At 59.4% G+C, this 15,055-nt stretch carries 13 protein-coding genes and 1 pseudogene; 5 read left to right on the forward strand and 9 right to left on the reverse strand.

Annotated features, from left to right (window positions below; genetic code table 11):
* The first annotated feature begins 42 nt into the window (after positions 1-42).
* Positions 43-813 (forward strand): alpha/beta hydrolase, encoded by a 771-nt coding sequence (locus LMG28727_RS22025; protein ID WP_201644414.1) that lies wholly within the window; start codon positions 43-45, stop codon positions 811-813.
* 78 nt (positions 814-891) lie between these two features.
* Here LMG28727_RS22025 and LMG28727_RS34270 read toward each other — a convergent pair.
* Positions 892-1,059: pseudogene (locus LMG28727_RS34270) on the reverse strand (HD domain-containing protein); the annotation flags it as partial.
* Positions 1,060-1,666: 607 nt separating this feature from the next.
* Between LMG28727_RS34270 and katG the strand changes: the two are divergent.
* Entirely contained in the window at positions 1,667-3,841 is a 2,175-nt protein-coding gene (katG, locus tag LMG28727_RS22030) for a catalase/peroxidase HPI (protein WP_201644415.1), read from the forward strand.
* A gap of 289 nt (positions 3,842-4,130) precedes the next feature.
* On the opposite strand, the gene LMG28727_RS22035 is transcribed toward katG, so the two are convergent.
* From LMG28727_RS22035 to LMG28727_RS22055, 5 genes are all read right to left on the reverse strand, one after another.
* Positions 4,131-4,694 carry a thioredoxin family protein gene (locus LMG28727_RS22035; protein ID WP_201644416.1) on the reverse strand — a complete coding sequence of 188 codons (564 nt, stop codon included), beginning with the start codon at positions 4,692-4,694 and terminating at the stop codon, positions 4,131-4,133.
* 518 nt (positions 4,695-5,212) lie between these two features.
* Positions 5,213-5,629, reverse strand: coding sequence for an organic hydroperoxide resistance protein (locus tag LMG28727_RS22040; RefSeq protein ID WP_201644417.1), 417 nt, complete (start codon positions 5,627-5,629; stop codon positions 5,213-5,215).
* 47 nt (positions 5,630-5,676) lie between these two features.
* Complete coding sequence (locus LMG28727_RS22045; RefSeq protein WP_201644418.1) at positions 5,677-5,964, reverse strand: hypothetical protein; 288 nt, start codon at positions 5,962-5,964, stop codon at positions 5,677-5,679.
* Between the two features lie 94 nt (positions 5,965-6,058).
* Positions 6,059-6,292, reverse strand: coding sequence for a DUF4148 domain-containing protein (locus tag LMG28727_RS22050; protein ID WP_201644419.1), 234 nt, complete (start codon positions 6,290-6,292; stop codon positions 6,059-6,061).
* A 316-nt stretch (positions 6,293-6,608) separates the two neighbouring features.
* Complete coding sequence (locus LMG28727_RS22055; protein WP_201644420.1) at positions 6,609-7,538, reverse strand: LysR family transcriptional regulator; 930 nt, start codon at positions 7,536-7,538, stop codon at positions 6,609-6,611.
* 150 nt (positions 7,539-7,688) lie between these two features.
* On the opposite strand from LMG28727_RS22055, the gene LMG28727_RS22060 reads away from it, so the two are divergent.
* Positions 7,689-8,828 carry an iron-containing alcohol dehydrogenase gene (locus LMG28727_RS22060; protein WP_201644421.1) on the forward strand — a complete coding sequence of 380 codons (1,140 nt, stop codon included), beginning with the start codon at positions 7,689-7,691 and terminating at the stop codon, positions 8,826-8,828.
* A 100-nt stretch (positions 8,829-8,928) separates the two neighbouring features.
* Here LMG28727_RS22060 and LMG28727_RS22065 read toward each other — a convergent pair whose 3' ends face one another.
* The gene (locus LMG28727_RS22065; protein ID WP_201644422.1) at positions 8,929-9,879 is read right to left on the reverse strand and encodes a LysR substrate-binding domain-containing protein; all 951 of its coding nucleotides are present in this window, start codon (positions 9,877-9,879) and stop codon (positions 8,929-8,931) included.
* A gap of 203 nt (positions 9,880-10,082) precedes the next feature.
* Between LMG28727_RS22065 and LMG28727_RS22070 the strand changes: the two genes are divergently transcribed.
* Together LMG28727_RS22070 and LMG28727_RS22075 are read left to right on the forward strand one after the other, a co-directional pair.
* Positions 10,083-10,859 (forward strand): ABC transporter substrate-binding protein, encoded by a 777-nt coding sequence (locus LMG28727_RS22070; protein WP_201644423.1) that lies wholly within the window; start codon positions 10,083-10,085, stop codon positions 10,857-10,859.
* Positions 10,860-10,899: 40 nt separating this feature from the next.
* Positions 10,900-11,748: a phytanoyl-CoA dioxygenase family protein gene (locus tag LMG28727_RS22075; protein ID WP_201644424.1), complete on the forward strand. Its 849-nt coding sequence runs from the start codon at positions 10,900-10,902 to the stop codon at positions 11,746-11,748.
* Positions 11,749-11,847: 99 nt separating this feature from the next.
* Here the strand turns inward: LMG28727_RS22075 and LMG28727_RS22080 are convergent, their stop codons facing one another.
* Together LMG28727_RS22080 and LMG28727_RS22085 are read right to left on the reverse strand one after the other, a co-directional pair.
* Positions 11,848-13,386 carry a caspase family protein gene (locus LMG28727_RS22080; protein WP_201644425.1) on the reverse strand — a complete coding sequence of 513 codons (1,539 nt, stop codon included), beginning with the start codon at positions 13,384-13,386 and terminating at the stop codon, positions 11,848-11,850.
* Between the two features lie 141 nt (positions 13,387-13,527).
* On the reverse strand, positions 13,528-14,991 hold the full coding sequence (locus LMG28727_RS22085) for a mechanosensitive ion channel domain-containing protein (RefSeq protein ID WP_201644426.1): 1,464 nt from the start codon (positions 14,989-14,991) through the stop codon (positions 13,528-13,530).
* Positions 14,992-15,055 lie beyond the last annotated feature (64 nt).

Raw genomic sequence — 15,055 nt, forward strand, 5'->3', positions numbered from 1 at the left:
TTCGTCGAACTCAAACCCTGACTGATCCTTTGGAGCCTGAAAATGAAAGCAGCCTCGTCCGTCACGCGTATCGCCGCAGCACTCGCCCTTTCTGTCGCCGCTTTGGGTTCGCAAGCCGCGATAGCCGCACCGGTCAAAAATATCGTCCTCGTTCATGGCTATTTCGCCGATGGTTCGGGCTGGCAGGCGGTGTCGAAAATTTTGACACGCGACGGCTACAAGGTCTCCGTGGTTCAGGAACCGGAAACTTCGTTCGGTGACGACGTGAAGGCAACCACGCGGGTCGTCGATGCGCAGGACGGCCCGAGCATCCTCGTCGGCCATAGTTATGGTGGTGCAGTGGTGACCGAGGCGGGTAACGACGCGAAGGTGGCGGGCCTTGTGTACGTGGCGGCATTCCAGCCCGATGCCGGCGAAAGCCCGATGGAACTGGCAAAAAAGACGCCGGGCGCGAGCACGGCGATCAAGGCAACCGCAGACGGTTATCTGTATCTTGACCCGGCGCAGTTCCACGCTGATTTCGCGGCAGACTTGCCCGCCGCTGAAGCGAAGTTCATGGCTGCCTCGCAGGTAATGCCCGCTGCCCAGTCGTTTGGCGTGCCGATCACGACGCCGGCATGGAAGGCGAAACCGAGCTGGGCAGTTGTTGCAACCGCAGACCGCGCCATCAATCCCGATCTCGAACGTTTCATGGCAAAGCGCGCCGGGAGCACGACTGTCGAGATCAATTCGAGCCACGTGGCCTATATGTCGCATCCTGCCGAAGTCGCCAAGTTGATCGAGCAGGCGGCAGAAAAGTCCAGTGCGGAATGATCGAATGTAGTACGCCGCCTGAGATCGTCAATGATGATCAGGCGGCGCAATCGCATTGCGTTGGTGGGTCTTGGGGTATTGATCCAAAACCATGCCTTTGAGAAAATCTCGTGCGGCGTTCGCGCCATCCACGTCGAATCTCTCATTGGTGCTGCTGTACCGCTTGGTTTGCCCAGCTAATGCACCGAAACAGTAGCCGCGGTTCGAGTGTTGAAGCAGCAGAAGTGGTTCGGTATCACGAGCCAGTTCGGTGAGTTCACGTGCAAGGGTGTTTCACGTCCATTCCTTTATCTCCGCTTTGCAGTAGGTAAGGGCACGCCGTCTATACAGTGGCGGCATCAAGAACCGCGACCTGTCAGATCGGCAGCAGTCATTTCGACATTTCAGATTCCGATCGCACGCCGGTCTTGTCCAGAACATCGAGACTCTCCATTTTCTTGCGCTTGCAGGCGGCTCGAAACGGGGATCATCTGGATCAATATAAACCGGACCCTGAGCTACATGAGCCCATTCGCCGGCCATGAAAGCTCAGCGCCCGGTCATGAAAACGGGATCGCTGCAATCTACGAATATCTGCGAACCAGCAACGTCTGGATAAGCACGGCAATAGAAATACATAATTCATTCGTGCCCGGCCAGACGCAACATTTCGATCCAATGTACTCATGTGCAAGCGCGGCGCGATCAAACGCAGAGTTCTCTGAATGATTAGCTGGAACAGTCGGTACTGTTATCGGCGCAATTGCAGAAAGCATACCGATTTCTCTGAGCACGAAAAAATCAGCATCGATCGTCTGTGGTGTGTCATCGGTAACAGGTATATTAGAAGACCCCACACGCGAATGGAGGAAACATGAGCACGCCAATCGATACGCCCACCCCCGATGATGCGAAATGCCCGTTTCACGCCGCTGGCAGGCCGGTCGCCGGTGGCGGCACCGGGAACCGCGACTGGTGGCCCAACCAGTTGCGCGTCGACCTGCTGAACCAGCATTCCAACCGCTCCAATCCCCTCGGTGAAAGCTTCAATTACCGCGACGAGTTCAAAAAGCTCGACTACAGTGCGCTCAAGGGCGATATCCGGACTCTGCTGACGGACTCGCAGGCGTGGTGGCCGGCCGACTGGGGCAGTTACGCCGGTCTGTTCATCCGCATGGCATGGCACAGCGCGGGCACCTACCGTATGGTCGATGGTCGTGGCGGCGCAGGGCGCGGCCAGCAACGCTTCGCTCCGCTCAATTCGTGGCCGGACAACGTCAGTCTGGATAAGGCGCGTCGTCTGCTGTGGCCGATCAAACAGAAGTATGGCCAGAAGATTTCGTGGGCAGATCTGATCGTGCTGGCCGGCAACGTCGCGCTGGAAAACGCAGGCTTTCGCACCTTTGGTTTCGGCGCCGGCCGTGAAGACGTGTGGGAACCGGATCAGGACGTGAACTGGGGCGACGAATCCAAGTGGCTCACCCACCGCACCCCGGAGACGCTGGCGAAGAATCCGCTGTCCGCCACGGAAATGGGCCTGATTTACGTCAATCCTGAAGGTCCCAACGCGAGTGGCGATCCGGTGTCGGCGGCGCCGGCCATCCGTGCAACGTTCGGCAACATGGCAATGGACGACGAGGAAATCGTCGCGCTAATCGCCGGTGGTCACACGCTCGGCAAAACCCACGGTGCCGGATCGGCGGAACAGGTGGGCGCCGACCCCGAGACCGCGCAGCTCGACGCGCTGGGCCTCGGCTGGGCTAGCAGCCACGGCTCGGGCGTAGGCGCTGATGCAATCACGTCCGGCCTTGAAGTGATCTGGACGCAGACGCCGACGCAGTGGAGCAACCACTTCTTCGAGAATCTGTTCAAGTACGAGTGGGTGCAGACCCGCAGCCCAGCAGGCGCGATCCAGTTCGAAGCCAAGGACGCACCGGAAATCATTCCAGACCCGTTCGATCCGTCGAAAAAGCGCAAGCCGACAATGTTGGTCACCGACCTGACTCTGCGCTTCGATCCGGCTTTCGAAAAGATTTCGCGTCGCTTCCTCGCAGATCCCCAGGCCTTCTCTGAAGCATTCGCGCGCGCGTGGTTTAAATTGACGCACCGCGACATGGGCCCGAAGGCGCGCTACCTCGGCCCGGAAGTACCGAAGGAAGACCTGCTCTGGCAAGATCCGCTGCCGGCACCAAGTCACAATCCGAGTGAGGCCGACATCGCAGCGCTAAAGGCGAAGATCACCGAGTCGGGCCTGTCGGTCGGCGAGCTGGTTTCTGTGGCGTGGGCATCGGCGTCGACCTATCGCGGCGGTGACAAGCGCGGCGGCGCCAACGGCGCACGGCTCGCGCTGGCACCTCAGAAAGACTGGGAAGCCAACCGGATCGCCGCAGGCGTGCTGCCAAAGTTGCAAGCCATCCAGCAGGCGTCCGGCAAAGCCTCGCTGGCCGACGTGATCGTGCTGGCGGGGGTGGTCGGCATCGAGCAGGCTGCGGCTGCGGCGGGAATCAAAGTCAATGTGCCATTTGCGGCTGGCCGGGTCGATGCCCGTCAGGACCAGACCGATGTAGAAGCGATCGAGCTCCTCGAGCCGCTTGTCGACGGCTTCCGCAACTATCGCCGCGAGCAGGGCGGTCCTTCGACTGAAACCCGGTTGATCGACAAGGCCCAGCAACTCACGCTGACGTCGCCGGAACTGACCGTGCTGATCGGCGGTATGCGCGTGCTGGGAGCCAATTTCGACGGCAGCAGCCATGGCGTGCTCACCGACCGTGTCGGCGTGCTCAGCAACGATTTCTTCGTCAACCTGCTCGACATGAATACAGCGTGGAAGGCCACGGACGCGTCGGCGGAATTGTTCGAGGGACGTGACCGCAAAACCGGCGAAGTGAAGTACACCGGCACCCGCGTCGACCTGGTGTTCGGTTCCAACGCTGTACTTCGCGCACTGGCGGAGGTCTATGCCAGCAGCGATGCCAAGCAGAAGTTCGCCGATGATTTTGTCGCGGCCTGGACCAAGGTGATGAACCTGGACCGCTTCGACCTGGCTTGATGGCGGTTTGATTCATACCCCGGCAAGTGGCTCGCGCTACTCGCCGGGGTTTATTTTTTTGCGTTGTAGGCGTGCGATTTTTTCGCCCGCCGTCGTCGGTTGTCAGGCACGAGGTTGCGACTGAAGAACAACATCCCGTTCTGGCCGAGCCGGAGCGGACACGTACGACCGTAAAAGAACGGGTTCATCCGATTGCATTATCGGCCCCCGCCAGACGTCCTCTGCCGCCACCAGTATCGCTTGCCGGACAACAACGCCCCGCAGGCCCTCGCTCGATACCGTGACAGCTTCAGCCGTGTTTGTCCTTCAGACCGAGCAGCGTGCGTATCTGTTGCTCCGTCTCGTCGTAGCTACCCTCGCCGAAGTGGCTGAACGCCAGTCGGCCATTCTGATCGAACAGATACACCGCAGGCCAGTACTGATTTCCGTACGCATTCCAAGTCGCATACTGATTGTCCTGCGCGATTGGGTACTGAATGCCGAACCGCTTGATCGCATTTTTCAGATTGCCCGCGTCGTGTTCGAACGAATATTCAGGTGTATGTACACCGACGACCACGAGTCCCTTGTCGCGATAGCGGGCGTACCAATCCTCGACATGGGGAATCGTGTGGGCGCAGTTAATGCAATCGAAGGTCCAGAAGTCGACAAGCACCACTTTGCCTTTTAACTGCTTCATATCGAGTGGCGGGCTGTTGAGCCAGCCATCGATGCCCTTGAAATCCGGCGCCGATGCGCCGGTTTTCAGCAAGGTGGCGGGATAGTCAGCGTTGCCGCCATAAGCCAAACCTGCCAGCAATGCGACTGCGCTGACACCTGCGGCGATAGCGGCCATCTTGAGACGATCAAACATGAGGAGATCTCCAATAAATCAGCAATGAACCTATTGGAGCGTGTGGACGTATCTGGCATATGTCGGCTGTACCGTCGGTGCGAAACACCCTGTATCGCCGGAGCAGGTAGATACGTGGCGATACAAAAGGGGGCCTCGGTTGGGTGGCGACAGACGCCTTGGTGTTTGCGACAGCTGGACCAACCAGCTCATTAGCGTTCCCGCCGTCGAGGTACATTTTGTATCTAATGGAAATAGGCGGCACGCGTTGAGCGAGTCTAATTCCCTTATGCAGTCTCGCAAAGCGCCCATGCTAATGGATGCTGGTTTCACGCGCTTCTCGCGTTTCACCAAACGTAAATAGGGAAGCCGCCAGAAGATGACGTCGGCAACGCGAGTACGGCGTCAAACCTGTGATTATTCGCCACGCCACAAAAAAACCGGCGCAACCATCACGATGCGCCGGCTTGCTCACGAGAACGCCACTTGCTTGCTGATTGGCATCAAGCGCTGGGCCTGGATACGGCCCGCACCTCAAATCAAACTAGCGCGATGACGACGTCGATATTGCCGCGTGTCGCTTTCGAGTACGGACACGTCTGATGCGCGGCATCGACGAGTGCTTGTGCGACTTCGGCGTCGACACCCGGCACGCTCACATTCAGGCGAGCCTGCAGAAAGTAAGCACCGTCGGTCACGGCCAGATCGATCTCGGCATCGACGGCGGTGTCTTTCGGCAACGCGACTTTCATCTTCTGCGCGGCCAGACCCATTGCGCCGATGAAGCACGCCGACCAGCCTGCCGCCAGCATCTGCTCAGGATTGGTGCCGGGCGCGGCCGAGCCTGGTCCAGACAGTCTGACATCCAGACGGCCGTCCGAGCTGCGCGCGGCGCCATCGCGTCCGCCAGTGGTGTGAGTCTTGCCGGTGTACAACACTTTTTCGGGCTGGTTCATGATTGATTCCGATTGGTCAGGTTGAGTGGCGGATTAATGGCAGTGGATCAGTGCTTCGAATACGGTGAGATCGATACAGCTGGCACGATAGGGGTACCCGATTGCGACGTCGTGATAGGCATGCCGCCATACGATTGCGCCGCGACGTCTGCGCTCTTTGTGAGATCGGCCTGTTCAGCGCGAACGGTCAACGCGCTTTGGCCGCGTTGCGACGCCGGTGCGCCAGTGACCGGGCTGTATTGAGGCGCTGGACCGTAGCCGCTGCTAGCGAAAACCGGTGAGACGGTAGCGGCGCTGGCGGCGACGAGCGCGACAGCAACGAAATGTTTGATCATGACGAAACCTCGACTATCAAGGTTGTTCAATATGGACGGATCGGGGAGAGCGAACCGACATCCCCGATCCTGCAGGGCCCGAATTGAAACGGACTTAGCTACCCTGATAAAGCTTGTTCAGCGCGGCGAGTTGGCCATCGTTTTGGGCGCGCACCAGTTCCTGACGGACTTCGGCGCGCGTCTTCGCCTGCGAGGCGTTCTGGGCTGGGGTCCATTGCTGCGAGTGCTGCGGGGCCGCGTCGGCTGGATTGGCGGCCGGATTGGCGGCATAAGCGGAAACGGTCGTAGCACAAGCGGCGAAAGCCAAAGCGAGCATCGTTACTTTCATGGTGTTCTCCTGAAGCAGGTATCAGATTGGAAGCATCCGTCCGGTATCCGCGGGCTGCAGAGTCTCGTGTCTGCGTGGTGGTCTTCAGCGAATTCCGTCGTTGGATGTATTAAAACCAAACGAGGTATCTGGCTTGTGTCGGGGGGTGGGGTGTATTGCAAGACTGTGTATCTGCGCGAACGGCATATACATTGAGAAACAATTCTGTCAGTTCGCTCGCGTGGGAACTGGCCGGTGATATCAAGCCTGAAAATTGTCAGACGATGATCCCTCGATAAAGATCAGCGTCTGCCTGCAACTGATCCTGAATAAATCCCTATTTGCCCCCCCGTTCAACAATCGCCTCCATCAGCATGCGTGCCCCGGGCGACAACGGTGCATCACGTCGCGTGACCAGTTCATAAGGCTCGCTTTTCGACGACAGTTGCAGTGGCAGCGTACACGCGACCCCATGCTCGGTGCAAAAGCGCGCGACATCGATCGAGACCAGCGCGACGAGCGACACGTTCTTCTGCAATAGCGACAAGGTCGCAAACGCGGAAGTGGTCTCCAGCAAATGCGTGGGAAAGCGCAGTCCGGCGTCCTGGAATTCGCGTTCGAGCAGCAACCGCATGGGCATATTCGCGCGATAAACCACCCACCGATAACCGGCAAGGTCTTTCAGGGGCAACCGGCGACGGCGTGCGAGCGGATGCGCCGTATTGGAGATAACTGCGAGCGTCTCGTTCTGTACGAAAACGCTGTCGTACAGATAGGGCGTCTGACTCACGCTGGTGCGGCAAATGGCCAGATCGAGCCGACCCGCATCGATCAGGCTGAGCAATGTGGCGCTGGTATCCTCGACGATCTCGACTGACATCTCCGGTTGATCCGCGCTCACCGCCGTGATCGCATCGGTCAGAAGCGGCACGGCGCCCATGATGACGCCCACTGAGACGCGTCCGCCATATCCCCGCATGATGCCGACGATCTCTTCGCGCAAATGCGCGAGGTCGGTATGGATCAGCCGCGCGTAGCGGATCACGCAACGCCCGACCGCGTTGGGTTCGAGTCCACGATTGGTACGAACGAAAAGTGGCGTGCCGAAGGTTGTTTCGATTTCGTGCAAGGCCTTGCTTGCGCCGGGCTGCGTCAACGCAAGTTGCCGCGCCGCGCCGAGCAGCGAGCCATGCTCGCCGAGCGCGATCAGAAGGCGCAACTGCTTGACGTGCAGACGCGAGATGATCGAATTGAGCGTAGGTGTCATCAGGGTTGAGGAAAAGTTATAGCGCTATCACATGTTGTCAATATCGCGGCGCCCGGACGATCAATATACTGGATAAAGATTTGCTTCAGTTGCACCGGCAAATTCCGGCCGGCCGCCGCCATCGCTCCCCTATAACTTTCTGTCAATCAAATGTCCCTGATCAACTACATCACGCAGATCCAGTTCGACTACGGTGCGATCCGTCTTCTGGCGGGTGAATGCGAGCGGATCGGCATCCGTCGGCCGTTGATCGTCACGGACGCGGGCATCCGCGCCGCCGGCATTCTGGACACCGTGCTGGCAGAGCTGTCCAGCGCCACACCCGTGAGCGTGTTCGACCGCACGCCGCCTAATCCGAACGAAGCGGCCGTGCGCGACGCGGTGGCGATGTATCGCACGCACGAATGCGATGGCGTGATTGCGGTGGGCGGCGGCTCATCGATCGATCTGGCGAAAGGCGTCGCCGTTTGCGCCACGCACGACGGTCCGCTGCAGAGCTTCGCGGTGGTCGAGGGGGGCGCCGCGCGCATCACGTCGGCGACTGCGCCCGTCATCGCGATTCCCACTACGGCGGGAACCGGTAGCGAGGTAGGGCGCGGCGCGATCCTGATTCTCGACGACGGCCGCAAGGTCGGCGTGATTTCGCCTCATGTCGTGCCAAAGGTCGCGATCTGCGATCCTGAGTTGACGCTCGGTCTTCCGCCGAAACTCACCGCGGCCACCGGCATGGACGCGATCGCGCATTGTCTGGAAACCTTCATGGCGCCAGCGTTCAATCCACCCGCCGACGGTATCGCGCTCGATGGACTCTGGCGCGCATGGCGGCATATCGAACGCGCCACCCGCGATCCGTCCGACCGCACGGCGCGCCTGAATATGATGAGCGCGTCGATGCAGGGAGCGCTCGCGTTTCAGAAAGGCTTGGGGTGTGTGCACAGCCTGAGTCATTCGCTTGGCGGCATCGATCCACGTCTTCACCACGGCACGCTCAACGCGATCTTCCTGCCGGCCGTGATTGCCTTCAATCGCGACGCGCCGTCGATGCGGGAAGAACGCAAACTCGACCGGCTCGCCCAGGCGATGGGTTTGACATCTGGCGACGAAGTCGGGCCCGCGATCCGCTCGATGACGGCGACGCTTGGCTTGCCACTCGGTCTTGCTGAACTCGGCGTGACGCGCGACATGTTTCCGCGTATCGTCGCCGGCGCGCTCAAAGACCACAGTCACAAAACCAATCCGGTAGAAGCGTCGAGCGACGACTATCTCGCGATGCTCGAAGCGTCGATGTAATCCGTTTGCAGTGTGGCATGTCTCATTCGCGCGCGCCTGAAGGGCCGCGAGAGCAGGTGATGCCTGTCTTGCATCACCTGCGATGCCGTCTTTGTGCGTGTCAGATCAACAACTCCACCGATCGCAGAACATGCTGCGTCTCGGGCAAGGTCGATGCAACGCTTTCGCGAATCATCTCGATCATGCAGTCGATAAAGCACGTCGACGCTGCGCTTGGCGGATGACCGCTTCGCGAAATCACGCCGACCATCGCGTCTTCGACATCCTCACGCAACGGTATCGCGCAGAGTCCCTCGCGAGCCGCCGTGACTTCAACCAGCGGCCACGGAAATACGCTGACCATATCGGTTTTCCTGAGCAGCGACAGCGCGATGGAAAGCGAATGCGTGACGTGAATCTTGCGTGGCATGGCGACGTTGCGGCGACTGAACATCGTGTCGGAGCCGGGTGTATCGGTCTCCGGGTCCCAGGTCAGCAACCAGTCCAGATCGACCAGGTCGGCAAGCGACCGGGCGTTGGCGCGTGGATGTTGTTCACGGACGACCAGCGCGCAGGTCGATGAAAACAGCGGACGGTAGTTGAATTCCGCGCCGAGCGCGCCCGGCGTCGGGCGGCCAATGAAAAGATCGAGGCTGCCGTCGCGCAGACGCGGATTCGCATTCGACAGCAAACCCTCGAAGAATTCAAGGCGGACGTTCGGCATGCGCGCGCAGAAGCGCGTCACGGCGTCCGGCAAAAACGTCATCGCGATCCACGGTGTCACGGCCACCGTGAGCTTGCCTTGCGTCGCGCCACGCAGCGCATCCATTGCCTCCTGCGCACGCGTCAACTGACCGATCATCAGCCGCGCATGCACCAGCAGCGTCTGGCCACTGTCAGTGAGTATCACACCGGACGAGTTTCGTGTGACAAGCGACATCTGCACGCTTTCTTCGAGTTGCCGCAGGCTTTTGGTGATCGCGGCCGGTGATGCGTTCAACGCGCGTGCCGCGCCACGCACGCCGCCTGCTTCGGCGATCGCGACCAGGGTTCGCAAGTGGTGCAGTTTCATGGTTTTCCGGAAAGCAGGTGCGCTGGCGCAGGCCCGCAGCACACGATCGCCGCGCGTGCGGCGCAACAAACGCCGGGTGCAGGGACGCTCAGGTGTTCACCTTTGGTTGACGCGTTCACGATTCTAGCTCTCCCTGACCTTATTCTGACAGGCTACGTTATCGCTACGTGTTCACTTTTCGAAACGAGCCAACGGGGAATGCCATGAAAACCGCGCTGCTATCAACCCTCTGCACGCTGGCGATGTTGCCGTTCACCGCGCACGCACAAGACACCCAGACGCTGCGCTTCGGCGTCGACCCAAGCTATCCGCCGTTCGAATCGAAGGCGCCGGATGGCTCGTATGTCGGCTTCGACATCGATCTGGGCAACGCGTTGTGCGCGCAATTGCACAAGAAGTGCGTGTGGGTCGAGCAGAATTTCGACGGCATGATTCCCGCGCTGAAGGCTCGCAAGTTCGACGCGATCCTGTCGGCCATGTCTGCGACGCCGACGCGCCGTCAGCAGATCGACTTCAGCCATCGACTTTATCTGAGCAGTTCGGCGCTGATCGCGGCTGAGGGTTCGAGTCTGCAGCCGACAGCACAGGCGTTACAGGGCAAGCGCGTCGGAGTCGTGCAGGGTTCGACTCAGGAAAGTTACGCGAACGCGGAATGGGCACCCAAAAACGTGACGGTCGTCTCATACCAGACGCAGGATCAGATCTATCAGGATCTGGTCACGCATCGAATCGACGCAGCGTTCCAGGCCGCCGTGCAGGCCGATTTTGGCTTTGTGAAGACGCCGCGAGGCGCAGGCTTCGCGCTGGTCGGCAAGCCTGTCAGCGACGGCCGTGTCGCGGGTGATGTCGCCATCGGCTTGCGCAAGGGCGATGCGGCATTGGAGACCGAAATCAATCAGTCGATCGTGGCGATCCGGCATGATGGTGTCTATCAGAAAGTCGCCGCCAGATATTTCAACTTTGACATTTACGGCGATTGAATCAGCCAGCAGATTTTGTCACTTGGAGAGAGGAGCACGCATGGTCGAGTCCTTGAGTGAGCGCGTTGCGCGGTCGATAACGCCGCAGCTGATCGAAGATTTTCGCCGTGACGGCGCAGTGTGTGTCCGGCAGATATTTACGGTGGACGAGATCGAAGGATTGCGTGCGGGTATTGATCGAAATATCGCTGAGCCGAGTCCGCGGGCCAAGGTGGCGAGCCGCCCCGACGATCCGGGCTGGTTCTTTGAGGACTTCTGTAACTGGTCGGAGATCGATGCATACCGCCGCTTCATTTTCGACTCGGCGGCGCCGGCAGTGGCCGCTGCACTGACAGGCAGCCAGACGGTGCGTCTATATCACGATCATCTGCTGGTTAAGGAGCCGAACACACGGCAACGCACACCGTGGCATCAGGATCAGCCGTACTACAACATTAGTGGCAGCGACAACGTCAGCATGTGGATTCCCGTGGATCCGGTCGCGCATGCGTCGCGACTCGAGTTCGTGGCTGGTTCGCATCTTGGGCCGTGGCTGATGCCGCGCACCTTCATGGACCACCAGGCCAAGTGGTTTCCGGAGGGCAGCCTCGCCGATCTGCCAGATATCGAGGCGAACCGGGATGCTTTCCCTATCATCGGCTGGGCGCTTGAACCCGGCGACATGGTGTGCTTCAACATGTTGACGCTGCATGCGTCTGGCGGTGTCAGCGGTTCGACGCGGCGGCGTGCGTTTTCCATCCGTTTCATCGGCGACGATGTTCGTCATGCCCCGCGGCAATGGCGTACGTCACCGGATTTCCCCGGCCTCGCTGGCACGCTGCCAGCGGGGGCGCAGATGGACCATCCGCTATTTCCGGTGGTCTGGACGAACGCTGCGGGCAATCCGTAAGCAGCCAACCAAATTGGCCTGCCCGTGTGCATCAACGCGCGCTAGAAGTAGATTGCGGGATCTGCGTCGCGGTGTCGAGGATGATCGGTTGGGTGTCACCTAGTCGACGTTGGTCAGCACGAGATTCCGGCCGTACATCTGCCGGTAACGCGCGTTGTATTGATCGACGAGATTTGAACGGCCGACCTTGGGGAGCAACGGAACCAGCTTTTCAATCGCCTTGGCATAGCCGTCGTCTACGGCTCGTTGCAAAAATAGAGCAGCGGTGTACTGGTCCGCAACCGACGGGTTCTCCCGCAACAGCCAGTTACCGTAGAGCGCTTCCGCCAGCGGATAGTGACGCCCAGTGGCATAGACCGTGTAGGCGGTAGCCTGGGCGTGCATTCGGAACCAGATTTCATCGCTAATACCCGGCGGACGATTCTGCAACGCAATGGCCATTGTCGTCATCGCAAAGAGATCGCCTTGTTCCGCTTGATCGTGAACCTCATTTGCCACATCCGGGTTCTGCCATATCTCCGGGACCAGTTTGAGCATCCGGCCTGTTTCGCTATCCCAGTGGGCTGGTAGGGCGGAGGTGTCCGCTGCCGGTCCCTCGTCGCTGCCAGTCGCTTCAGGGTCCCCAGGCGCTGCCCGCTGGATAGACGCGCCTCTGGCTGCGCCGCTCGTACCGGTCGCTTGACTGACGCTGGTGCGCGGCCCCGGCGCGATCGGGTCGGTCAGTTGCAGGTCTCCGATCAGACCATCGTTGAACCATGGGCGTTGCGTATCGGCAGTAGCCGCCGACACCATGATCTGGGTGTGTTTGAGCATTGTCAGCAAGTCGCCTCCGCTTGCCATCTGCTGGCTCAGATAGTATGCGAACGGGCTATGGTCGTAGCGAGTGGCTCCGAGCCAGAACGTATCGAGTGCGGCCCCGCCGGGTTGCGTGGCGAAGGCGATCAGTTCGCCGTGAGCGGCATCAACGGTAGACATGGTGTGGCGAACAGGGCCGCGTGCTGCGGGGCTGCGGCACGTGTCGAGCAAGAGCACCAGCGAACGCGGCTCTCCCCCATTTACCGTACTGCGCACGTAACGCAGTGGCACCGCATAACGCCGCAGGTCTGTTTGCACGACTTTGTCAATCGACACCGGGATATCGACGGGAATAAGATAATTCTCGCCTCCGCTCTCGAACCCATGGCCCGCGTAGTAAATGAGAGCGATAGAAGCCCTTGACGCTTGCTTGCTGAACCGGTCCAGTGCATCAAGCATTTGTGCGCGTGTCTGGTCACGCTCGATATCGACCGAGAAGCCAATGGATCGCAACGTTCCCGCAACCAGATTCGCATCTGACGATGGCGAACCGAGTCGATCCATTCCGTTATAACCCGCATTTCCAATAACGAGTGCCACACGCGGCGCAGTCGCTGCAAAACCGGGCGTGATAGCGACGGGTTCAGCCGCGCGTGCCGCAATAGAGCTTGTCGTAATCAGCGTAATAACGATCCAGATAGGCAGACGACGCATGCGTGCCAGCAGGTCATTTGCATTTGCTCGCCATGCTGGGCCTATGACAGGCCTACACTTGAACTGCATCCCGTGCCCCGTGAGAAGCTGTTTAATTGCGGATTGTGATGGATGGCCGGCAGCGATCAATGTCGCATAAATCCCGCAATGATTTTGCGACCAATTATACGTGCGCCTTTTGATAATTAAAGTCGTTACGGGCCTGCTGCCTGAGTCAGGTTTAAATTGGCGCTCGCTGCATAGGCGGCAGTGTTCGCACCCGGAAAAGATTCACGAATCGTCGCGCAGGGAGTGCAGTTGGCGAACTTTGTCGTACAGCCACTGGAAAAGCGAATGGTCTGTCTCTTTCGTCGCAGGAATCGGGGTCATGAGTTTGCCAATCGCATCCTGACGGTAGGCCAGCAATTGACACATCTGCTTCGCCACTTGCGGATGCTCCTTCAGGAACGAAGTCATATCGTCCTTGCTGACCTGATATAGCAGGCAAGGGGTAAGCGTCACAATGGAAACACGCATGGGAAGTCCAGCAAGCAACCCGGTTTCGCCAAAAGTTTCGTCCGGCCCGATACGAGCGATTTCGCGGCTGCCGGACGATTCAGCAAAGCTAACGGCGAGTGCCCCCGAGTGCACAATCGAAAGACTGTCGGGTACCGTTTCGGCAGCCAGAACCTGTTGATTGGTCTGGTACTCGTGTCGCGAAAGTCGTGATGCAAGACGAGTGACTTCATCGCTTGTGAGGCTTTCGAACAGGCTCACCCGTTTCAATAGCGCTTCCTTGGCATCATGCGCGGTAGCGGTTGGCGCGGGCATCCCTAGCGCACGCAGTGCCACGCCTGAGGCGGCGAGATGTCGATAGCAGAGGTCAAAAAGCTCATTGGACGCGTTGAGCTTTTTGCTCATATCGTCGACGAATCCAACCACCTCGTACTGCACTGAGTTCAGTGTGGTGTGCTTCATGCGGGCCGAGGGTGCAGGGACGGCAAGGATAGCGTTGCAACCGGTCAGCGCCTGGCCCAAAGCATCGAGCACCGTCTTGGGCCGTGCCTCCGGCTCAATTTCCAGGACTAGCGACAGACCGTGAACATTTGCCGGCCTGCTGTTGTTGGAAATCTTTGCCTTCGCGGCGACAGCATTGGGAACAATCAACGTGTTTCCCTGACCGGTCAGCAAATGCGTGGCGCGCCAGTTCATCTCGACTACCTTGCCTTCAACGTCATCGATCACCACCCAGTCGCCAACCAGATAAGGCTCGGTGGTGTTAAGCACGATGCCTGCGAAAACGTCGCTGAGTGTGCTCTGGATTGCCAGGCCCAGCACGATAGCAAGGGCCCCCGATGTAGCAACCAGGCCACGCACCGGCAGCTCGAGGACGAATCCAAGAGCGGCCACGACCGCAGCGAGAAACACAACCGCACCAAATACGTCGGAGAACAATCGCTGTCGTCGCCATGCGTTCGGTAGCAACAGTGTGTCGAGCGAAAGAGTCAGCAGCCGTGCACCCATCAGCCACCAGATTATTTCCAGCACCTGCCCGAGCCAGTGCAGTTCGACCGCGTTCGCGTCGGGTGCCTGAGCGACTGGACTCAGGCCGGACGAAAAAAGTACCCAACTCAACACGGAAAAAAGTGCGAGCCGTATCAGGAGACGAGAGAATTCATGAGCAGGAAGCCGGAAACGCCACACGATGACGTCGATAGCGACAATACCGAATCCAGAAATCAGCGGATAGTTCACTGGCGGCTCCCCAAGAGGCAACCTTGGGAGGATACACATATCGTTTTTTTGCGGGTAACGATAT

Origin of the sequence: Paraburkholderia metrosideri, assembly GCF_904848625.1 — a bacterium.
GTDB classification, from domain to species: Bacteria; Pseudomonadota; Gammaproteobacteria; order Burkholderiales; family Burkholderiaceae; genus Paraburkholderia; species Paraburkholderia metrosideri.